Raw genomic sequence first — 20909 nt, 5'->3', positions numbered from 1 at the left:
GGACGCGAGGGGCGGGTGAGGGCGTCCGCCTCCGGGCCGCGCCGGCGAGACGCCCCCGTCTGTCGGTGACGCCGCCGAGTGGCCGAGACGCCGCCGGATGTGGCGGCGTCTCGTGAGCATGGCGGTGTCGTGCCCGCCCCCTCAGGAGCCGGGCGGCGGCGGCGCGGTGCTCCCTCGCACCACGAGCGACGCCGGCAGCTGCACGTGCGCGGGGACGTCGCGGCCACCGAGGAGTTCGAGCAGCATCCGGAGCGCCTCGGCGCCGAGGTCGTGCAGCGGCTGGGCGACGGTGGTCAGCGGGGGAGTGGCGTTCGCGGCCTGCGGCACGTCGTCGAACCCGACCACGGACAGGTCCTGCGGTACGCGGAGGCCGAGCTCCCCGGCGACCTGCAGCACCCCGATCGCCGAGCTGTCGTTCGCCGCGAAGACCGCGGTCGGCCGGTCGTGGCGGGAGAGCAGTTCGCGGGCGACCTCGGCAGTGGCAGCGGACTGGTAGTCGCCGACGCGCACGAGGTCGGGGTCGAAGGCAATGCCCGCGGCCTCGAGGGACTGGCGGTACCCGATCTCGCGGAGTTCGGCCGAGGCCAGGTCGGCGCGGCCACGGATGTGCGCGATCCGGCGGTGCCCGAGCCCGATGAGGTGCTCGGTGGCCGCCCGGGCCCCACCGATGTTGTCCGAGTCGATGGCCGCATGGCCCTCGGGACCGGTGTGCGGGTCGATCGAGACGACGGGAATCGGGGTGCTCGCCATGAGCGTCGTGGGCGTGACGACGATGGCGCCGTCGATCAGGGTGCCGGCGAGTCGGGACAGTGAGCGACGCTCCCAGCCGGGTCGGGCCTCCCCGCTGACGAGTCCGGCGTAGGCGAGCAGCTCGTACCCGGTGCCGTCGGCGGCCGACGAGATGCCCTTGAGGAGCTCGGTGGAGAACGGCTCGAACTCGGTGACCAGGATGCCGATCACGTCGGTGCGGCTGCGGCGGAGACTCCGGGCGACGAGGGAGCTCTCGTACCCGAGGGACTCGATCACGGCGAGGACGCGCTGTGAGGTCGCGGCGGCGACACCGTCGCGGCCGTTGATGACCTTCGAGACGGTCGGGACCGAGACGCCGGCGGCCCGCGCGACATCGCTGATGGTGGTCCGCCCCGTCGGGGGAGCAGGACGGGCGATGGCATCCACGTCGACACCGTACTCGTCCGCGGGCGCCGATCCGCGCGCCACGACCGGAACCGTGGCGTGGAGCGCGCCACCTGCCGTCCGGACCGCGCACCGGACAGAAATCGTTATCGAAATCGATTGACAGGGCGTCGGAGCGCCGTGCATGCTCTCCCTGCGGCCTCGCGGTCGCATGTCAACGACGACTACCGAGGGACTCCACAATGACGAGGAAGAACAGGTTCGCGGCGGCCATCGCCATCGCAGCCGGCACCGCACTGCTCGCCACGGGCTGCTCGAGCGGCGGCGCCGCCGACGAGGGCGACGGCAAGGTCACGATGACCTTCTGGCACAACTCCACCACCGGCCCCGGCAAGGCCTACTGGGAGGACACCGTCAAGGCGTTCGAGGCGGACAACCCGAACGTGACGATCAAGATCCAGGCGATCCAGAACGAGGACCTGGACGGCAAGCTCCAGACCGCGCTCAACTCCGGCGACGGCCCCGACGTGTTCCTGCAGCGCGGTGGCGGCAAGCTCAACGCGATGATCAACGCCGGGCAGCTGCTCGACATCAAGGACTCGATCAGCGCCGACGCGAAGAAGTCGATCAGCGCCGGGACCTTCTCGGGCTACGACGCGGAGGACGGCACGTACGCGATGCCCGTCGCCGTGCTGCCCGAGGGCATCTGGTACAGCCAGGACCTCTTTGACGAGGCCGGCATCGAGGGCACGCCCACCACGATGGACGAGCTCAACGAGGACATCGCCAAGCTCAAGGCCTCCGGTGTCGACCCCGTCGCCGTCGGTGCGAAGGACGCCTGGCCCGCCGCGCACTGGTACTACAACTTCGCCCTCCGCGCCTGCAGCGAGAAGACCCTCACCGGTGCCGCCGAGTCGCTCGAGTTCGACAACAAGTGCTGGCTCGAGGCCGGCGAGCAGCTCGAGGCCTTCAACGACACCAAGCCGTTCAACAAGGGCTTCCTGACCACCGCGGCCCAGCAGGGCGCCGGCAGCTCCGCCGGTCTCCTCGCGAACCACAAGGCCGCCATGGAACTCATGGGCGCGTGGGACCCGGGCGTGATCTCCTCGCTCACCCCGGACGCCAAGCCGCTGCCCGACCTCGGCTGGTTCCCGTTCCCGGCCGTCGAGGGCGGCAAGGGTGACCCGAAGTCGATGATGGGTGGCGTCGACGGCTACTCCTGCACCGCGCAGGCCCCGAAGAAGGCGTGCACCGACTTCCTCAACTTCATCGTCGAGAAGGACAACCAGGAGGGTTACTACAAGGCCTTCCAGGCGATCCCCGTCAACCAGGACGCACAGTCCGTCGTGGCGGAGCCCTACCTGCAGTCGGCCCTCGCCGCCTACAAGGAAGCCCCGTTCGTCTCGCAGTACCTCGACACCCTGTACGGCCAGAACGTCGGCAACGCGCTGAACACCAGCGTCGTGGACGTCCTCGCCGGCAAGGGTGACGCCGAGGACATCGTCACCACCACCAACCAGGCTGCGGCCAAGGGCTGACCATGACCCTCAACACCTCGCTCGGCACGACCCCGGCCACCGGGTCGGACCGCGCCGCGGGGTCCACGCCGGCGGGGAGCGGTGCGTCCAGCGCACCGCGCCCCGCCGGGCGTCGGCCCGCCAAGCGGCTCGCGGACTGGCGGCAGCGCGCGGAGATCGCCGTCCTCGCCGGACCCGCCGTGATCGTCTTCGTGACCTTCGTCATCCTGCCCGTCGCCATGGCGGCGTACTACGGGTTCTTCAAGTGGCAGGGCTACGGCCCGCCCACCGACTTCGTCGGGCTGCAGAACTACCTCATCATCTTCCAGGACCAGGCCTTCCGCTCGGTCCTCATGCACAACGGGTTCATCGTCGTGCTGTCCCTGGTCCTGCAGGGCCCGATCGCCATCGTGCTCGCGCTGCTGCTCAACCAGAAGATGCACGGCCGAGGGCTCGTCCGCGTGCTCGTCTTCGTGCCGTACGTCATCTCCGAGGTCATCGTCGGCACCGGGTGGAGCCTGCTGCTGCAGTCCAACGGCGCCGTGAACGACATGCTCCAGTCGATGGGACTCGGCGGCCTACGGGCGGACTGGCTGTCCAACCCGGACATCGCCATCTGGACGCTGCTCGTGATCATCTCGTGGAAGTACATCGGCTTCGCGGTGATCCTGTTCCTCGCCGGCCTGCAGAGCATCCCCGAGGAGCTCTTCGAGGCCGCCGCGATCGACGGCGCCGGCTACTGGCAGATCCAGCGGCGCATCACGCTGCCGCTGCTCGGCCCGACGATCCGCATCTGGGCGTTCCTGTCGATCATCGGCTCGCTCCAGCTGTTCGACCTCGTCTACATCATCTGGGGGCAGTACATCGCCTCCACCGCGGGCACCTCGACGATGGCGACCTACATGGTCGGCAACGGGCGGAACTCCGGGAACTACGGCTTCGGCAGTGCGGTCGCTGTGGTGATGTTCGTCATCTCCCTGGCCGTCGCGCTCGTCTACCAGCACTTCGTGCTCCGCCGGGACACCGCGGGTGCGCTCACCGAGAGGAAGAACTGATGGCCACCACGAGCATCGTCGCCCCCGGGCGGCGGGCGACGCGGGAGCGCCGGTCGAGTGCGGCCATCGGTCGCGCCAACCCGCTCACCTACGTCGTGGCGATCCTGTTCGTCGCCGCCAACCTCGCCCCGGTGCTGTACATCGTGCTGGGCGGGTTCCGGACGAACTCGCAGATCACCACGAGCCCCGCGGGACTCCCCGCCCCGTTCGAACTCGGCAACTACGGCTCGGTGCTGAGCAGCTCGATCTTCTGGCGTGAGCTCGGCAACTCGACCATCAGCGCCGTCGCCACCACCGCCGGTGTCGTCGTGCTCGGCCTCATGGTGAGCTACGTGCTCGCCCGCTACCGGTTCGCCGGACGAGGTGTGCTCTACGCCCTGTTCGCCGCCGGCCTGATGTTCCCGATCACCGTCGCCATCACCCCGCTGTACCTGCTGATCAAGGACCTCGGTCTCACGAACAGCCTGGCCGGCGTGATCCTGCCGCAGATCGCCTTCGCGCTGCCGACGACGGTCATCATCCTGGTGCCGTTCCTCCGGGCGATCCCGGACGAGCTCGAGGAAGCCGCGTCGATCGACGGGGCCAGCCGCCTCGGGTTCTTCTTCCGGATGATCGTGCCGCTGTCCCTGCCCGGTGTCGTCACCGTCGGGATCCTGGCGTTCATCGCGAGCTGGAACAGCTACATCCTGCCGCTGTTCATCCTCAACAACGAGGGCAGCTACACCCTGCCGCTCGGCGTGCAGGCGTTCTCGTCGCAGTACTCGGTCGACACGGCCAAGGTGCTCGCCTTCACCTCGATGTCGATGATCCCCGCGCTCGTGTTCTTCACCATCTTCCAGCGCCGGATCGTCGGCGGTCTCACCGGGGCGGTCAAGGGATGACGATCACGAACCAGCCCCGGCACACGGCGGGGGACCGCGCCGTCGGTACCGCCAGGACCGTCCTGGCGGACGCGGCTCCGGGCCTCCCGGCCGTGCCCGAGGTGAGCGACCGCGTCCGCGACCTGCTCGACCGGATGACCCTCGAGGAGAAGGCGGCGCAGATCGTCGGCTACTGGCTCGACCAGAACGGCGTCGTCGCACCGATGCAGGGTGAGATGGCCGCCGCGCAGGACGCCCAGGCGACCCTGCCGGAGGTCACCCGCGAGGGCATCGGGCACTACACGCGCGTCTACGGGACCCGTCCCGTCGACGCCGAGGAGCGGGCCGCCTGGCTCTGGCAGGAGCAGCGGCGCCTCAAACGGGAGACGCGCCTCGGCATCCCCGCGCTGGTGCACGAGGAGTGCCTCACCGGGCTCGCCGCGTGGAAGGCCGCGACCTTCCCGACCCCGCTCGCATGGGGCGCAGCGTTCGACCCCGAGCTCGTCGAGCAGGTCGGCCGTGTGATCGGCGACTCGATGCGCGAACTCGGCATCCACCAGGGACTCGCCCCGGTGCTCGACGTCATCCGTGACCCCCGCTGGGGTCGGGTCGACGAGTGCATCGGCGAGGACCCGTACCTGGTCGGCACCATCGGCACCGCGTACGTGCGGGGTCTGCAGGACGCCGGTGTGCACGCGACGCTGAAGCACTTCCTCGGCTACTCGTCGTCGCGCGGCGGACGCAACCACGGACCGGTCTCCGCCGGACCGCGGGAGATCCGCGACGTGTTCCTGCCGCCGTTCGAGATGGCACTGCTCGACGGCCACGCCCGCTCCGTCATGAACTCGTACACCGAGACCGACGGCGTGCCGATGGCGGCCAGTCCCGAGTACCTCACCGGCGTGCTCCGCGAGCAGCTCGGCTTCGACGGCACCGTCGTCGCGGACTACTTCGCGATCGCGTTCCTCGAGGTCATGCACGCCGTCGCCGCCGACCGCGGTGAGGCGGCAGCCCTCGCACTCGAGGCCGGCATCGACGTCGAGTTGCCCACCGGCGACGCGTACCTCGCGCCCCTGGTGGAGCGGGTGCGGTCGGGTCAGCTCGACGAGGCGTTCGTCGACCGAGCCGTCCTCCGTGCGCTCGCGCAGAAGGAGGCGCTGGGCCTGCTCGACCCCGACGTGTACGAGGACGAGCCGCCGACCGGCGTCGACCTCGACTCGCCCCGGCACCAGGCACTCGCTCGGCGTCTGGCCGAGGAGTCGGTCGTGCTGCTCAGCAACGACGGCACGCTGCCGGTCCGGCAGACCCCCGGATCCGTCGCGGTCATCGGCCCGAACGCCGACCGCGCCGAGGCCCTGCAGGGCTGCTACTCGTTCGCGAACCACGTCCTCGCCGCGCACCCCGGACTCCCGCTCGGGTTCTCGATCCCGACGGTCGCCGAGGCACTGACCGACGCGTTCGCCGGCGCATCGGTCCGTGTCGTCGAGGGCTGCACGGTCGAGGGGGAGGACCGGACCGGCATCGCCGCTGCCGTCTCCGCCGCTGCCGACGCCGAGCTCGCCGTCGTCGTGGTCGGCGACCAGGCCGGCCTGTTCGGCCGCGGCACCGTCGGGGAGGGGAACGACTCCGAGTCGCTCGACCTGCCCGGCGTGCAGCGCGAACTCGTGGAGGCCGTGGTCGCCACCGGCACGCCGGTCGTCCTGGTGCTCCTCACCGGCCGGCCGTACGCCATCAGCTGGGCGCTCGACGGGGACCAGGCCCGGCCCGCCGCCGTGCTGCAGGCGTTCTTCCCGGGCGAGGGCGGCGGACTCGCGATCGCCGACGTCATCAGCGGCCGGGTCAACCCCTCGGGTCGCCTGCCGATCTCGTTGCCGCGGTCCGCGGGGGCGCAGCCGTACTCGTACCTGCACCCGGTGCTCGGCGGGCCGTCGGACGTCACCGCGACCGACTCCACGCCGGTCCGGCCGTTCGGCTTCGGGCTGTCCTACGCGTCCTTCGCGTACTCGGACCTGGTCGTCGACGGTTCGGTCCGGGCGGGTGCGGCCTTCACCACGAGCGTCACCGTCACGAACACCAGCGAGGTCGCGGGTGGTCACGTCGTGCAGCTGTTCGGGCGCGACGTGCACGGCTCGGTCACCCGCCCCGTCGTGCAGCTGCTCGGCTACGCGCGCGTGGAACTCGACGCGGGGGAGACAGTCCGGCTCGCCTTCACCGTGCCCACCACGCGTCTGGCGTTCAGCGACCGGCGCATGGTCCGGATCGTCGAGCCCGGTGACGTGGAGGTGTGGGTCGGGTCGCACGCCTCGGCGTCGGCATCCGCGGCGGACGCGGACGCCGCCACCGGTGGGGTCATCGTCAACGAGCGGGCGACCGCGGTGCGGGTCCTGCCCGGGACCGCCACGCCGCGCGCGGTCGTCGCGGTCGAGGGGCCCGTGCACGAGGTGACCACCCGCGACGCGCGACTCGTCACGTGGGAGGTCGGCGGCTGACGGGGAACCAGCCGGAGACCCGCCGCGGGAGCGCGGCGTCGTCGGACGGGAGGCCCGTGACCAGCTGGTCACGGGCCTCCCGTCCGTCGTGACGACTGCACGGTCCGCGCCCCGCGACGGTCCCCGGGCTGCGGTACACGAACGGTGTCGCTCAGTGCGGAGCGCCGATCATCAGACCGCGCGCAGGGCGATCTGGACCGCGAGGACGAACGGGAGGACCCCGAGCGCCGCGGAGGCGGCCGCGAGCCAGACCGCAGCGGTCCGGCCGCCGACCCGACGGAGAGCGACTGCGACGGCCACCGCGACGAGGGCGAGCGGCAAGGTGCACAGCGTCGCCCGCACCGGCCATGCCCACGGAGCCCAAGCTCGTTCGCTCTCGTAGGGCGCATCGATCGACGCCACGAGCCCGACGATGACGACGACGGTCTCGATGGCAGGCGGCACCGCGATGAGGATGTCGCGCAGCACACGCCACCGGTCCGGCCGCCGAACTCGTGGTTCCTCCCCCATGCCGCGAGGCTACCGGCCACGGGTGGCCGTGTGTCCCGGGTGGGCGCAGGGGCTGTTCGCCGCGGACGGCGCTGCTCCTGACCCGTCGCGGTGGTGTCCGTCCCTAGGGTGGGTGGATGCCCACGCTGAACCGCATGCCCGTCCTGCTCGCCACCGGCTCGATCGCCATCCCCGTCGCCGAGTCCCTGGTCGCCCTGCCGTTCGAGGTCCTCCAGCGCATCGAGGCCGCGCCGATCGACCCGGAGCTCGCGGACACCGCTGCGTTCTCCGAGGCGTACGGCTTCCCGGTCGCGGGCGGCGCGAACTGCATCGTCGTCGCGGGCAAGCGCGGCGACACCGTGACGTACGCGGCCTGCGTCGTGCTCGCCTCCACCAAGCTCGACGTGAACCGCACCGTCAAGGGCTTGCTCGGCGCCCGGAAGGTCAGCTTCGCGCCGATGGCGGACGCCGTGGAGCGGACCGGCATGGAGTACGGCGGGATCACCCCGATCGGGCTGCCCACCGACTGGCCGGTGTACGTCGACTCGCGGGTGCTCGAGGCACCCGAGGTCGTCATCGGGGCGGGCGTCCGCGGGGCGAAGCTGTTCCTGCCGGGTGCGGTGCTCGCCGCGTTGCCCCGCGTCGAGGTCATCGAGGGCCTCGCGGTCGACCCCGCCGCCGCCGACGCCGACACCGGTACGGACTCCGAGCAGGTCGGCTGACGGCTCGCGGTCAGTCCTGCGGTCGGACCAGGCAGAACGGGTGCCCGGCCGGGTCGAGGTAGACGCGGAACGTGTCCGTCCCCTCGCCGGTCGCCGTGGCTCCGATCGCCAGCACGCCGCGCTCGCCCGTGTCGAGGTCGTCGACCTTCACATCCAGGTGGATCTGCTGTGGGACGTCCTGCCCGGGCCACACCGGCGGTCGGTAGCCGTCGAGCCGTTGGAAGGCGAGCAGGGGGCGGTGCCCGGCGAACGGCAGGGTGACCTCCACCCATTCGTCGTCGGGACCGACCGTTCCTGCCCCCTCGACGACACCGCCGAGCAGCTCGGCGGTGAAGTGGGCGAGGGCGGCGGGGTCCGGGCAGTCGAGGACGACGACGTCGAGTGAGCCGATCATGGCGGTCACCGTAGTACTCGCGGGCAGGAGCCGTGCTCCGGTCAGCGCGACGCCGCGGTGAGCGCCTTGGTGATCCGCTGCAGTGAGACAGTCTCGGCGGTACCGAGCTCCTGCGCGAAGAGGCTGAGGCGGAACTCCTCCAGCATCCACCGGGCGTGCACGAGCTCCGGGTGCGACCCGACGGCCGGCGGGAACGCGCCGCCGGCCTCGACGTAGCGGTCGGTCGCGCCGGTGACCTCGCGCATCCACGAGGCGTCCCGGCCCGGGTTCTGCAGCAGCTTCGTCACGCGGGCTTCGATGCCCTGCAGGTACACCCGGATGCGCCGGAGTCGGTCGAGTCCGGCGAACGAGACGAACCCGGCGAACACCAGCCGTTCCATCTGCTGGCGCATGTCCGACAGGGCCGGCAGCAGCGCCATGTTCGTCGCCTGTTTCAGCGCTCGTTCCGCGTTGCGCTGCGCCGTGAGGACGGCCGCGACCTCGGACACGGCGGTGAACATCGTGTCGACGACCGTCGCGGACACCGCATCCCGGACCTGCTCGAACGCTGTCCGGGTGAAGACGAGACCGTCCGGGTGGGTGCGGCGGATCCCGGCGTCCACCACGGCAGCCAGGACGTCGTCGAACAGCGCCGACGTGGACGGGTAGGGACTCGCGGCGAGGGCGAGCTTCTCCTGCGCGGTGAGGTGCTGCTGGATGTACGACACGGGTGAGGGCACCGCGAGCATGACGAGGCGGCGGACCCCCGCGGGCATCTGGACGGCGCGGTCACCCGGTGTCGCGAGGAGCTGCACGCCGACGGTGGCCTTCGGCCCGGAGCCCTCCTCGACGAGCGCCGGGTAGGCGCGGATGACACCACCGGCCTGTTTCGTGTCGAGCACCTCGGGCAGGTCCTCGTCCGGCCAGCCGGTCAGGCCCGACCGTTCGATGCGGCGACCGGAACCGGCGTCGGCGACGCGGGACGAGCCTCCCGGTCGGCCCTGCCGCTGCGTGGCGGCGGCGACGCTCTGCTGCGTGCGGTCCTTCAGCTTGGTCTGCAGGGCGGCCAGGTCCTTGCTGGCTTCGACCCGGCGACCGCGTTCGTCGACGACCGCGTACGTCGGCAACAGGTGCGCGGGCACCCGCGACATGTCGAAGTCGGACTCCGAGACGGGCACGTGCACGAGCCGCTGGATCGTCTTCGCCAGGGTCGCGCGGAAGCTCTCGGTCGGAGTTGTCGGGGCGTCGTCGGGCAGTTCGGTGACGATCTTCTCGGCCCAGTCGGCGGCCGGCACGACGTTCTTGCGGATCTGCTTGGGAAGCGCCTTGATGAGCGCGGTGACGAGTTCCTTCCGGAGCCCGCGGACCTGCCAGTCGAAGCCCTCCTCGCGCATCCGGGGCAGGACGGCGAGCGGCACCTGGACGCTCACGCCGTCGTCCTCGGCGCCGGGCTCGAACCGGTACCGGACCGCGAGGCGCTGGTCACCGCTCTGCCACTGGGTCGGGTACTCGGCGTCGTCCTCCGCCGCCGATGCCGCGGATTCGTCGAGCAGGTCCTCGCGACGCATGGTGAGGAGGTCCGGCTGGTCGCGGCGGGTGCGCCGCCACCACCCCTCGAAGTCGCGTGTCGTCGCGATCTCCGCCGGGATCCGGGCGTCGTAGAACTCGACGACCGTCTCGTCGTCGAGCAGGATGTCCCGACGCCGGGTGCGCTCCTCGAGTTGTTCGAGTTCGCGCCGGAGCTTGCGGTTCGCGCGGTCGAACGCCTGCTGCGAGTCCCACTCGCCCTCGACCAGGGCGTGCCGGATGAACAGCTCGCGGGAATGCACCGGGTCGATCCGGTTGTACTGCACGCGCCGGCGCTGCACGATCGGGACGCCGAACAAGGTCACCCGCTCGTAGGCGACGACCGCGCCCTGCTTCTTCTCCCAGTGGGGTTCGCCGTAGGTACGCTTGAGGAGGTCACCGGCCAGGGGTTCCACCCAGGCGGGGTCGATGCGCGCAACGGTCCTGGCGAAGAGGCGGCTCGTCTCGACGAGCTCGGCGGCCATCACGGCGTCCGGCTGTTTCTTCGCCAGCACGCTGCCCGGGAACACCACGAAGCGGGTGTTCCGCGAGCCGAGGTAGTCACGCTTCTCACGGTCGCGCAGGCCGATCTGGCTGAGGAGCCCGGCGAGCAGGGCACGGTGGACCGAGTCCGGGTCGTCCTTGCGTTCCTTGCCGACGTGGATCCCGACCTGCTTCGCCGCCCGGGAGAGCTGCCGGTACAGGTCCTGCCACTCGCGGATCCGCAGGTGGTTGAGGAACTCGGCCTTGCACATCCGTCGGAACGCGCTGGAGGACAGCTCTTCCTGCTTCTCCTCGAGGTGGTTCCAGAGACCGAGCAGGGTCAAGAAGTCACTCGTGGGGTCGGCGAACCGAGCGTGCAGCTGGTCTGCCTGTGCGCGCTTCTCGAGCGGGCGCTCCCGCGGGTCCTGGATGCTCAGGGCCGACACGATCGCGATGACCTCACGACCCACGCCCTGCCGGCTCGCCTCGAGCACCATCCGGCCGAGCCGGGGGTCGATCGGCAGGCGCGTCAGCTGCTTGCCGGTCTTCGTGATGGCACCGGTGGTGTCGACGGCCCGCAGTTCGCGGAGCAGGTCGAGGCCGTCCTTGACACCGCGGGAGTCCGGCGGCTGCAGGAACGGGAAGGACTCGATGTCGCCGAACCCGAGCGAGATCATCTGCAGGATGACGGCGGCCAGGTTCGTGCGGAGGATCTCGGGGTCGGTGTACTCCGGTCGGCGGTCGAAGTCGTCCTCGGAGTACAGCCGGATCGCGATGCCCGCACTGGTCCGGCCGGCGCGACCGGAGCGCTGGTTCGCGGACGCCTGCGAGATCGCCTCGATCGGGAGGCGCTGCACCTTCGCACGGGGGGAGTACCGCGAGATGCGGGCCGTCCCGGTGTCGATGACGTACTTGATGCCCGGGACCGTCAGGGACGTCTCGGCGACGTTGGTCGCGAGCACCACGCGACGTCGGACAGCCGGTGTCGTCGAGCGCTGGAAGACGCGGTGCTGATCGGCTGCGGACAGCCGGCCGTACAACGGCAGGACCTCGGTGCCCGGGTACCGCTTGCCCTCGATGGCGTCCTGGGCGTCACGGATCTCGTTCTCGCCGGACAGGAACACGAGGACGTCGCCCGGGTCCTCACGGGCGAGCTCGTCGAGCGCGTCCGTGATGCCCTGCATGGGGTCCCGGTCGTCGCTGCCCGTCGCGCTCCCGGTGCGACCCGGGGCACTGCCCTTCGACGTCGCCGGACGGGTGCAGGCCGGACGCTCGTCGAACTCGTCCTCGTCCTCGTCACCCGCGGCGTCCTCGTCGGCGACGAGCGGTCGGTACCGGATCTCCACCGGGTAGGTGCGCCCGGACACCTCGACGATCGGCGCACCACCGAAGTGCTGCGAGAACGACTCGGGGTCGATCGTGGCACTCGTGATGATGACCTTGAGGTCCGGTCGACGGGGGAGTAGCCGCTTGAGGTACCCGAGCAGGAAGTCGATCGTGAGGGACCGCTCGTGCGCCTCGTCGATGATGATCGTGTCGTACCGCTTGAGGTCCCGGTCGAAGTGGATCTCGTTCAGCAGGATGCCGTCCGTCATCAGCTTGATCCGGGTGTTCGCGCTGACCTTGTCGGTGAAGCGCACCTGGTAGCCGACGAGGTCGCCCAGTTCTCCGCCGAGCTCGTCCGCGACCCGCTCGGCGATCGTGCGCGCGGCGATCCGTCGGGGCTGCGTGTGGCCGATGCGCTCGCGCCCGAGTTCCAGGCAGATCTTGGGGAGCTGCGTCGTCTTGCCCGACCCGGTGGCACCAGCCACGATGACGACCTGGTGGTCGCGGATGGCGGCGGCGATGTCGTCGCGCCGCTGCGAGACCGGCAGTTCCGGCGGGTACGTGATGACGGGCAGGTTCGACATGAGCATTCCAGGATACCGCCCGGGCGCGTCCTCCATCAGCCGAGCTGCGCGGCGAGCTCGTCGGCGTCCCGGGCGGGCAGCGCACACACGCGGTCGTGGCAGACGTACGTCACCCCGTCCTGGGTGTCCCGGCCCTCGAACAGCGAGAAACCGGCGTCCGCCCACGCCGCCGCTTGCGCCCGGGTGAGCACCGCGGTGATCGTGCCGGGGCGCCGTGCGGAGCGCACCGCGTGCAGCATCGCAGCCACGTCGGGGACCGCGCGGTCGTCGGCGACGAGGACGACCTCTCGCGAGGGGCGCTGCAGGGCGAGCGCGAGTCCGAGGGCGTCGGCGTGCCCGAGCGGACGGTCCACTCCCGTCCGTGCGCGTTCGGCGACGAGTCGTTCCGCGGCCGATCGCCCGTCGTCGTCCCCGGTCAGGGCGGCGAGGAGTGCGGCTGCACTCGCCAGGGCGACCGTTCCCGACCGGAGCGCCGTCTGCGGCTGCTCGCCGGTCGCCGTCCCCGCGGCCGCGAGGACGGGGTCGACCTCGAGTGCACCGGACAGCCCGTCGTCGACCAGCGTCCGGGCGATCACGGCGTACCGCAGCTCGCCCGTCCCGAGAGCGAGTTCGAGGAGCCCCTCGGCGAACAGCCCGAGGTCCTCCAGCGTCGGCGCTGCCGTCGAGGTCCCGCCAGCCGAGCTCGAGCGGACGGCGACGTGTCCGTCCCGGAGGTGTGCTGCGATGACCGCGTCGGCAGCGGCACGAGCGAGGCCGATCATCTCGTCGTCTCCAGCCCGCGCGCCCGCGATCACCAGCCCGCGTATCGCCAGGCCGTTCCACCCGGTCAGGACCTGGTCGTCGAGCGGCGGTGCCTCGAGTCGCGTGCGTTCGTCGAGCGGCAGGCGGTACCACTCGCCCTCGACCCGGCGCCCGTCGATGGTCGACTCGCTGTCCTGGGCCGCGACGAAGGAGCCGTCCGCCCGTCGGAGCGTGTCGCGCAGGAAGTCAGCGACGCCGCGGGCGCGGACCGGGTCGGCGACCGCGAGCAAGCCGGCGTTGTCGTAGAGCATCCGCTCGTAGTGCGGGACGGACCAGTCACGACGGGTGGCGTACCGGAAGACGCCGCCGTCCGCGTCGGTCAGCTCCGACCCGGCGATGGCCCCGAGCGCGCGGTCGAGGAGACCGCCGGCCGCGTCGACCCCATCGGCGGCGGCGTCTCCGAGGAACTCCAGCAGCGGGGCGTTCGGGAACTTCGGCGCTCCGCCGAAGCCGCCGTACTCGGTGTCCTCGGCCCGCTCGAGGTCGCTCACCACACCACGGATCGCGTCGACGGACGGGAGGCTCGACCCGGCCTGGTGGGGGAGCCCCGCCTGCGCGGTGGCCGCGTCCGCCTCTGCGCCCTGCCGGATCGCCCGCGCGATGGCAGTCGCGTTCGCGTCGACCTCGTCCCGGCGGTTCCGCCACGCGTCGAGCACCGCGGCCGTGACCTGGCGGAAGGAGGGGTGCTGCCCGACCGGCTGCGGCGGGTAGTAGGTGCCGGCGTAGAACACCTGCGCGTCCGGCGTCATGAACACCGTCAACGGCCAGCCGAGCTGTTCGGTGAAGGCGCTTGCCGCGGCCATCGCACTGGCATCGACGTCGGGGCGCTCTTCACGGTCGACCTTCACCGCGACGAAGTCCTGCCGCAGCAGCTCGCCGACCTCGGGGTCCGAGAAGCTCTCGCGCGCCATCACGTGGCACCAGTGGCAGGTGGCGTAGCCGATCGACACGAGGACGGGCACGTCACGCTCACGCGCCTCTGCGAATGCCACGGCTCCCCACTCGCGCCAGTCCACCGGGTTGGCGGCGTGCTGGCGGAGGTAGGGGCTGACGGCGGTCCCGAGCCGGTTGTCGTTCATGCACCCCAGCGTGCCCCGCGCGGCCTGTGTGGGCGAGCCTCCAGGCAGTTCTGTGGAGAGCGAGCGCCCCTCCACAGCGGACCGCCCGTCAGCCGGTCCAGCAGGGGTCCTCGGAGCCGCAGACGACCTCGATCCGGCTCAACCGAGCCCCAGCGACAGCAGCGCGAGCGCCGCGTCCTCCGGCCCGTAGTCGAACATCCGGTCCCAGAACGGGTCGGTCGCCCACGGCACGTCCCCGTCCACCGGGGTGCGGTGCGCGGTCTCGACGAGCCAGTCGACCTCCGTCAGGACCGCGTCCGCGAACCGCGGCGGGACCCAGCCCAGGGTGCGCGCCGCGGTCGTGTCGAGCACGGACGGGGAGGGGGTGGACCAGGGTGTGAGGCCGACGAAGCCCGGCGCGTCCTCGCCGAGCAGGACCTCGTCGAAGGTGTGCCCGAGGTGTCCCGCGACGGTGCGGACGATGTCCAGCACGGTCGGGGCGGTCTCGTCGGCGACGTTGAGGATCCGGCGATCGGGGGCGTCCGCGACCAATCGGACCAGCGAGGCGATGCCCGACGCGGCGGTGGTGTGGTCGACGCCGCGCCCCTCGTCGGCGAGCAGGATCCGCTCGCGCGCGTCGAGCACTCGTCGGACGACGAACCACTCCCGCGGACGGCCGATGCCCGCGCCGTACACCTTCGACGGGCGGAGGACGGTGACCGGGGCACCGTGGTCGAGGAGCACCTGTTCGGCCGCGACCTTCGCCGCCGCGTACCCGTCGCGCGAGGTCGGGTCCCCGTCCCCGGGCGCGATCGTGGGCTGGAGTTCCGTGACCGCGCCGCCGAACACCGGCTTGTCGACGGAGTTCGCGTGCCGTCCCTGCTCGTCGACGTAGACGGCCTTCGACGAGACGAACACCGTCGACCCGACGTCGTCGAGGAACGGTGCGAGCTGGAGGGCGTCGTCGCGGGTCACCCCGACGGTGTCGACCAGCAGGTCGGCGCCGGGCCGGAGGAGCTCGCGCAGCAGGGCGGTGTCCCGTCGGTCCCCGGAGCGGGCGATGGCTCCCGCCGCGACCAGGTCGTCGGCGACGGGACCGCCGTGTCGCGACACGACCTCGACGGCCCAGTCGTCACCACCACGGCCAGAGGCGTCGAGGAGTTCGCGGGCCACCTGGGACCCGATGCCGCCGGTGCCACCGAGGACGACGGCGCGTCTGCTGCTCATGGGGCCAACGCTAGCCCGGCCGTCGCCGCTGCCCCGACGGTGTGGACCTCCCGGTCAGGAGGCGATGGGCTCCTGCCACCACTCGGCCAGCGACCCGTCGTACACGCGCACCTTCTCGTGACCGAGCATCGTCAGGGCGAGGGCGTCCACGCACGACGCGCTCCCGACCCCGCAGTACGTCACGACCTCGTCCGCCGTCAGGACCGGTGCGAGCGCTCGTTCGAGCTCCGCGTGTCGCAGGAACGCGTTCGACTCGTCGAGGAGTTCCCGGACGCTGATGGTCGTGCTGCCGGGGACGACGGGCGGGTGGTCGTCGCCGAGGACGGTCCGGTCGGCGGCGAGCACGAGTGCCGCCGGCTCCGACCCGTCGACGGCCCGCAGCACGCGCGACCGGTCGGCCCAGAGCGGCAGTTCCTCGCCCGCGACGAAGGCGTCCCCGTCCGCCGCGCGACGCGGGGCGCGGGAGAGGGCACCGACACGGACCGGGCGACCCTCGTCGCGCCACTTCGCGAAGCCGCCGTCGAGCACCGCGACCGTCCGGAACCCGAAGGACCGGAAGATCCACCAGAGCCGCGCCGACCACTCGCCGATGCCGTCGTCGTAGACCACGACCGTGGAGGCCCGGCTCACCCCGAGCGCGCGGGCTGCGGCCTCGAACCGGTCGACGCCGGGGCGGGTGAAGGGGAGACCGGTCTCCGGCGAGGAGAACTCGTCGATGAGGTCGGCGTAGACGGCGCCCGGCACGTGCCCGTGTCGTTCGTGGGCGTCCCGCGCGGAGTGCCACGACATGCCCAGTCCGATGCCGTCCGTGTGCACCGAGGCGTCGAGCACCAGGAGGTCGTCCGCGCCGAGGTGGTCGGCGAGCCACTGCGTCGACACGAGCGGCGAGGTCAGGACGGGGGCCATGCCGATCACGGTAATCGAGACGTCCGACGAGTGACAGGGGTTCGGCAACAGGGCGACTTCTGCTGCGCGATGTGGCACGACGGAGCGCTGAACCGCGGAACGGACACGGCACCGCGCAGATGCGCGGTACCGTGTCCGTTCCGTGGTGTCGTCCGTGCGGGAGCGACCCCGCGCCGTGGCTCAGTGCGCGGCGGTCGGGATGCTCCCCGTCGTGCCGGACCCGGCCTGCTGCAGGCGGGCGATCCGGACGGACTGTCGGTTGATGAGCAGCCCGCTCGCGATCGCCACCAGCAGGAGCACGCCGGCCGAGATGGCGAAGGCCGCGTGGTAGCCGTCGAGCGTGGCCTGTGCCTGCTGCAGCTCCGTCGGTGCCGCTGCGAGGCCGGAGAGGCTGTTCTCCACCACGTTCGCGAAGATCGTGGAGAGGAGCGCCGTGCCGATCGAGCCGCCGATCTGCTGCATGGTGTTGACCGTCGCCGATGCCACGCCGGCGTCGGCGCGGGCGACCCCGGTCGTCGCGGTGTTCATCGCCGACGAGAAGATCGTGCCCATGCCGAGCCCGATGACGATGAGCGCCGGCAGGACGGTTCCCGCGTAGGAGCTGTCGAGGTCCGTGCGCAGGAGCAGCAGGAGCCCGGTCGCGGCGACGAGCGCCCCGGCGAAGATGAGCACCTTCGGGCCGACGCGGGGGAGGAGTCGACCGCCGATCTGCGTCGCCGACAGCATGATCGACAGCGGCATCGGCAGGAAGGCCAGCCCGGTCTGCAGGGCCGAGAACCCGAGGGTCTGCTCGAGGTAGTAGGTCAGGAACAGGAAGATGCCGAACATGCCGATCGCGACGAGGCCGATCGCGATGAAGGACCCGCCGCGGTCACGGTCGAGGACCACGCGGAGCGGGAGCAACGGGTGCGCGACCCGGGTCTCGATGACGACGAACGCCGCGATGAGCAGGACGCCACCGGCCAGCATGCCGATCGTCAGCGGAGCGTCCCAGCCGTTGGTCTCCGCGTTGGAGAAGCCGTAGACGACGCCGACCAGGCCCGCGGTGATGGTGACGACGCCCGCGACGTCGATGCGCGGACGCTCGACCTTCGGCGGCTTCGCCATGAACACGAGCGCGCCGATCACGCCGAGGACGGCGAACACGACGTTGACGTAGAGGCACCAGCGCCACGAGGCGTACTCGGTGAGGACACCGCCGAGCAGGAGGCCGATGGCCGCGCCCGAACCGGCGATGGAGCCGAAGATGCCGAACGCGCGCCCGCGCTCCTTGGGGTCGCGGAATGTCGTGGTCAGCATGCCGAGGGCGGACGGGGCGAGCAGCGCGCCGAAGACACCCTGCAGCGCGCGAGCGGCGACGAGCAGCCCGAACGAGTCGGCGAGCCCGCCGAGCACGGAGGCCACGGCGAACCCGACCAGGCCGATGATGAAGGTGTTCTTCCGGCCGAAGAGGTCACCGAGTCGGCCACCGAGGAGCAGGAGCGAACCGAACGCGAGCGAGTACGCGGTCACGATCCACTGGCGCTGGTCGGTGGCGAACCCGAGGTCCTGCTGCGCGGAGGGCAGCGCGATGTTCACGATGGTGGCGTCGAGGACGACCATGAGCTGGGCGAGCGCGATGACCGCGAGGGCGATCCACCGGTGGTCGGTGCGGGCCGGGGTGGTGCCCGCGGTCGTCGGCGTCGTCCCTGTGGGAGCGGGCGCGGTCTGTTCTGCCGTCACGACAGTCTCCTTCTCGAAGGATGGAAGGGGAGGAGGGGCGCGCGCCGTCGGGCGTCCCGGAGGAGAGTGAAGCGGATGCCGGGCATCCGCTTGTGGTCACTGTAGCCCAAAACGGACGACCCGCATCCGCTTGTTCCCAGAGAGTTCAATTAGGTTCGTCCTGTGAGCACCACCGGATCCGCGGCCGACCTCGATCGGCCCCTGCGCGCCGACGCAGCGCGCAACCGCGAACTGATCCTGCAGACCGCGCGCAAGTGCTTCGCCGAGCGCGGCCTGTCCGTCACGTTGAACGACATCGCGCACGAAGCCGGGGTCGGCGTCGGGACCGTCTACCGACGGTTCGCCGACAAGGACTCCCTGATCGAGGCGCTGCTGGCGACCAAGTTCGAGGCGATGAACGCCGCGGCGGCCCGAGCTGCCGAAGAGATCGACCCTCGCGAGTCGCTCCGGCTCTACCTGATGGGCGTGTTCTCGTTCCGGGCCAGGGACCGCGCGCTCGCCGACGCGATCGTGCGAGCCGGCAAGGCCCGGCCGTCGATCGTGCAGGAGCGCGACCGACTCGAGCAGCAGGTCTCGCAGATCATCGGCCGGGCCAAGGACGCCGGGGTGGTCCGACCCGGCTTCGACTACCGCGACCTGCCGATCCTCACCGCGATGGTCGGCACCGTGGCCGACGCCACGCGCGACTACGACCCGGACGCCTGGAAGCGGTACGCGCAGGTCCTCGTCGACGGGGTGCTCCCGCAGCCCGAACCGGACCACATGGTCGGCGAGCCGCTCGACCGTGACGCGCTGGAGCGCGCGATGCAGCCGTCGAGCTGACCCGACCGGTCGACGCGGCGTCCGCCGCCTCCCGGGGTCCGTCGGACGGGAGGCCCGTCGACGGCACCGCCACGGGCCTCCCGTCCGGCGACCGGGCGCGCTACAACCAGCTCGGCAGCCAGTAGTGCGACCGGATGAAGTCCCACGACGTCTGCATCGCCGTCCACATCGGGTACCAGTACGCCGAGGCGAGCACCACGACCAGCAGGTACACGCCGAGCCACACCAGCGCACGTGTCCGACGTGGCCGTGGAACATCCCGTGACCCGATCAGGTGCCCGATCACCGCCGCCAGCGCCATGACGAGGAACGGCTCGAAGGCGATCGTGTAGAACTGGAACACCGTCCGGTCCAGGTACATCAGCCACGGCAGGTACCCGGCGCCGATGCCGATGAGGACCAGGCCGTACTCCCAGCGCCGCCGCGTGACGAACAGCACCAGCAGCACCACGGCCGCGATGACCGACGCGTACCAGACGAACGGGTTCGCGATGCCGGTGACGGCCGCTCCGCACCGGTCGAACGCGCAGCCGTCCTGGCCGGCGTTCGTGCCCTCGTAGTACATCGACGTCGGGCGCTGCATGAGGAGCCAGAGCAGCGGGTTCGCCTGGTAGGAGTGCGGGGTGTGCAGGCCGATGTTGAAGGTGTAGATCTCGGACTGGTAATGCCACCAGTTCTGCAGGCTGTCCGGCACCCAGGCGAGCACCCCCGTCCAGCGTTGTCCGCCGCTGCCGATCCAGTCGCGGTCCCAGCCGCCCTTCGTCACGAACCACCCGGTCCACGAGGCCAGGTAGGTGACCGCGGCGACGGGGACGGTGAGCAGGAAGGTGACCGGAGCCTGCTGCAGCACGGCACTCGACGACCAGAACGCCACGCCCGCTCGTCGTCGCAGCATCATGTCGCTGAGCACCGAGTACACCGCGAAGAACGCCAGGAAGTACATCCCGGACCACTTCGTCGCCGACGCGAGTCCGAGCGCGACGCCCATCGCGACGAGCCACGGCCGCCACCAGAGTGCGGGCCCCCAGAGCGTCGCCCGCCCGGCCGCGGCCCTCCGGTCGATCCACCGGTCGAGTCTCCGGGCGGACCACCGCCGGTCGAGCAGCAGCGCTCCGAAGCCGAGCACGACGAAGAACGTGACGATGCCGTCGAGCAACGACACCCGCGACATCACGATCGCCTGTCCGTCCACCGCCAGGAACCCGCCGGCGAGCGTGCCGATGAGCGTCGAACGGAACAGTGAGCGCGCGATCACCGCCGTGAGGAACACGGTCGCGATGCCGAGGGCCGCGACCGTGAAGCGCCAGCCGAAGGCATCGTCGGGGCCGAAGAGGAGCATCCCCAGGCCGATCAGGTACTTCCCGAGCGGCGGGTGCGCGATGAACTCCGCTGCCCGTGAGTAGATGTCGGTCTGCCCGCTCGCGAACCGGTCGTCGGTCGTCGGTGCGCCGTCGTCACTCGGGTTCGCCGGCCAGGTGCCCTCGTACCCGAGGTGCACGAGCGACCAGCTGTCCTTGACGTAGTAGGTCTCGTCGAACACCAGCGAGTGCGGACGCCCGAGGTCGACCAGCCGGAGCAGCGCCGCGAGCACGGTGACCGCGATCGGACCGCCCCACCGCCAGGCGGCGACCCGCCACCCGACGGCGACCACGCGGCCCCACCAGTCGTCGAGCCGCGAGCCACGGGGCACGTCCGGCGCGGTCTTCGGCAGGTCGGCCAGGTCCGTGGTCACCCGCAGCATCCTACGGACGCCGTGCATGCGTGGGCTGCGTCGT

The 20909-nt window shown here is 71.3% G+C and carries 15 protein-coding genes; 6 read left to right on the top strand and 9 right to left on the bottom strand.

Translation table 11 applies throughout. The features are described 5' to 3' along the window. Positions 1-141 precede the first annotated feature (141 nt). Positions 142-1176: a LacI family DNA-binding transcriptional regulator gene (locus DEJ18_RS12740; protein ID WP_258376930.1), complete on the bottom strand. Its 1035-nt coding sequence runs from the start codon at positions 1174-1176 to the stop codon at positions 142-144. 200 nt (positions 1177-1376) lie between these two features. Between DEJ18_RS12740 and DEJ18_RS12735 the strand changes: the two genes are divergently transcribed. The 4 genes from DEJ18_RS12735 to DEJ18_RS12720 are packed head-to-tail and all read left to right on the top strand — an operon-like array spanning position 1377 to position 7055. Then, entirely contained in the window at positions 1377-2672 is a 1296-nt protein-coding gene (locus tag DEJ18_RS12735) for an ABC transporter substrate-binding protein (protein ID WP_111210551.1), read from the top strand. 2 nt (positions 2673-2674) lie between these two features. Further along, positions 2675-3706 carry a carbohydrate ABC transporter permease gene (locus DEJ18_RS12730; protein ID WP_111210552.1) on the top strand — a complete coding sequence of 344 codons (1032 nt, stop codon included), beginning with the start codon at positions 2675-2677 and terminating at the stop codon, positions 3704-3706. Continuing rightward, complete coding sequence (locus tag DEJ18_RS12725) at positions 3706-4587, top strand: carbohydrate ABC transporter permease (RefSeq protein ID WP_111081480.1); 882 nt, start codon at positions 3706-3708, stop codon at positions 4585-4587. Before DEJ18_RS12730 ends, DEJ18_RS12725 begins: the two co-directional genes overlap by 1 nt. Continuing rightward, positions 4584-7055 (top strand): beta-xylosidase/alpha-l-arabinosidase, encoded by a 2472-nt coding sequence (locus tag DEJ18_RS12720; RefSeq protein WP_111210553.1) that lies wholly within the window; start codon positions 4584-4586, stop codon positions 7053-7055. The genes DEJ18_RS12725 and DEJ18_RS12720 overlap by 4 nt, the downstream gene beginning before the upstream one ends. A 171-nt stretch (positions 7056-7226) precedes the next feature. Here DEJ18_RS12720 and DEJ18_RS12715 read toward each other — a convergent pair whose 3' ends face one another. Next, a complete protein-coding gene (locus DEJ18_RS12715; protein ID WP_146241556.1) occupies positions 7227-7565 on the bottom strand; it encodes a hypothetical protein in 339 nt (112 codons plus the stop codon). Positions 7566-7681: 116 nt separating this feature from the next. On the opposite strand from DEJ18_RS12715, the gene DEJ18_RS12710 reads away from it, so the two are divergent. Then, positions 7682-8266 (top strand): YbaK/EbsC family protein, encoded by a 585-nt coding sequence (locus DEJ18_RS12710; RefSeq protein WP_111210555.1) that lies wholly within the window; start codon positions 7682-7684, stop codon positions 8264-8266. 10 nt (positions 8267-8276) lie between these two features. On the opposite strand, the gene DEJ18_RS12705 is transcribed toward DEJ18_RS12710, so the two are convergent. The 6 genes from DEJ18_RS12705 to DEJ18_RS12680 all read right to left on the bottom strand — a co-directional run bounded on the left by DEJ18_RS12705 (position 8277) and on the right by DEJ18_RS12680 (position 18312). Further along, positions 8277-8660, bottom strand: coding sequence for a VOC family protein (locus tag DEJ18_RS12705; RefSeq protein WP_111210556.1), 384 nt, complete (start codon positions 8658-8660; stop codon positions 8277-8279). 41 nt (positions 8661-8701) lie between these two features. Beyond that, complete coding sequence (gene hrpA / locus DEJ18_RS12700; RefSeq protein WP_502866247.1) at positions 8702-12604, bottom strand: ATP-dependent RNA helicase HrpA; 3903 nt, start codon at positions 12602-12604, stop codon at positions 8702-8704. A gap of 29 nt (positions 12605-12633) precedes the next feature. Beyond that, positions 12634-14478, bottom strand: a complete 1845-nt coding sequence (locus DEJ18_RS12695) for a thioredoxin domain-containing protein (RefSeq protein ID WP_181434190.1) — start codon at positions 14476-14478, stop codon at positions 12634-12636. A gap of 138 nt (positions 14479-14616) precedes the next feature. Then, complete coding sequence (locus DEJ18_RS12690; protein ID WP_111210558.1) at positions 14617-15684, bottom strand: NAD-dependent epimerase/dehydratase family protein; 1068 nt, start codon at positions 15682-15684, stop codon at positions 14617-14619. Positions 15685-15738: 54 nt separating this feature from the next. Next, positions 15739-16590: a sulfurtransferase gene (locus tag DEJ18_RS12685; protein WP_146241557.1), complete on the bottom strand. Its 852-nt coding sequence runs from the start codon at positions 16588-16590 to the stop codon at positions 15739-15741. Between the two features lie 180 nt (positions 16591-16770). Next, the gene (locus DEJ18_RS12680; RefSeq protein WP_111210560.1) at positions 16771-18312 is read right to left on the bottom strand and encodes an MFS transporter; all 1542 of its coding nucleotides are present in this window, start codon (positions 18310-18312) and stop codon (positions 16771-16773) included. Positions 18313-18474: 162 nt separating this feature from the next. Here DEJ18_RS12680 and DEJ18_RS12675 point away from each other — a divergent pair, with 162 nt between their 5' ends. Continuing rightward, positions 18475-19134 carry a TetR/AcrR family transcriptional regulator gene (locus tag DEJ18_RS12675; RefSeq protein WP_111210561.1) on the top strand — a complete coding sequence of 220 codons (660 nt, stop codon included), beginning with the start codon at positions 18475-18477 and terminating at the stop codon, positions 19132-19134. 100 nt (positions 19135-19234) lie between these two features. Here the strand turns inward: DEJ18_RS12675 and DEJ18_RS12670 are convergent, their stop codons facing one another. Then, positions 19235-20866 carry a phospholipid carrier-dependent glycosyltransferase gene (locus tag DEJ18_RS12670; RefSeq protein ID WP_181434191.1) on the bottom strand — a complete coding sequence of 544 codons (1632 nt, stop codon included), beginning with the start codon at positions 20864-20866 and terminating at the stop codon, positions 19235-19237. Between the last annotated feature and the right edge of the window lie 43 nt (positions 20867-20909).

The sequence above is a fragment of the Curtobacterium sp. MCSS17_015 genome (genome assembly GCF_003234265.2).
Classification (GTDB): domain Bacteria; phylum Actinomycetota; class Actinomycetes; order Actinomycetales; family Microbacteriaceae; genus Curtobacterium.
The sequence above is the reverse complement of the archived record's forward strand: the minus strand, read 5'-3'. Positions and strand labels throughout refer to the sequence as shown.

Bases quoted from the DNA above. Each gene is read 5' to 3' on its own strand.
- DEJ18_RS12735 (WP_111210551.1), top strand. From the start codon at position 1,377: ATGACGAGGAAGAACAGGTTCGCGGCGGCCATCGCCATCGCAGCCGGC.
- DEJ18_RS12730 (WP_111210552.1), top strand. From the start codon at position 2,675: ATGACCCTCAACACCTCGCTCGGCACGACCCCGGCCACCGGGTCGGAC.
- DEJ18_RS12725 (WP_111081480.1), top strand. From the start codon at position 3,706: ATGGCCACCACGAGCATCGTCGCCCCCGGGCGGCGGGCGACGCGGGAG.
- DEJ18_RS12720 (WP_111210553.1), top strand. From the start codon at position 4,584: ATGACGATCACGAACCAGCCCCGGCACACGGCGGGGGACCGCGCCGTC.
- DEJ18_RS12715 (WP_146241556.1), bottom strand. From the start codon at position 7,565: ATGGGGGAGGAACCACGAGTTCGGCGGCCGGACCGGTGGCGTGTGCTG.
- DEJ18_RS12710 (WP_111210555.1), top strand. From the start codon at position 7,682: ATGCCCACGCTGAACCGCATGCCCGTCCTGCTCGCCACCGGCTCGATC.
- DEJ18_RS12705 (WP_111210556.1), bottom strand. From the start codon at position 8,660: ATGATCGGCTCACTCGACGTCGTCGTCCTCGACTGCCCGGACCCCGCC.
- hrpA (WP_502866247.1), bottom strand. From the start codon at position 12,604: ATGCTCATGTCGAACCTGCCCGTCATCACGTACCCGCCGGAACTGCCG.
- DEJ18_RS12695 (WP_181434190.1), bottom strand. From the start codon at position 14,478: ATGAACGACAACCGGCTCGGGACCGCCGTCAGCCCCTACCTCCGCCAG.
- DEJ18_RS12690 (WP_111210558.1), bottom strand. From the start codon at position 15,684: ATGAGCAGCAGACGCGCCGTCGTCCTCGGTGGCACCGGCGGCATCGGG.
- DEJ18_RS12685 (WP_146241557.1), bottom strand. From the start codon at position 16,590: ATGGCCCCCGTCCTGACCTCGCCGCTCGTGTCGACGCAGTGGCTCGCC.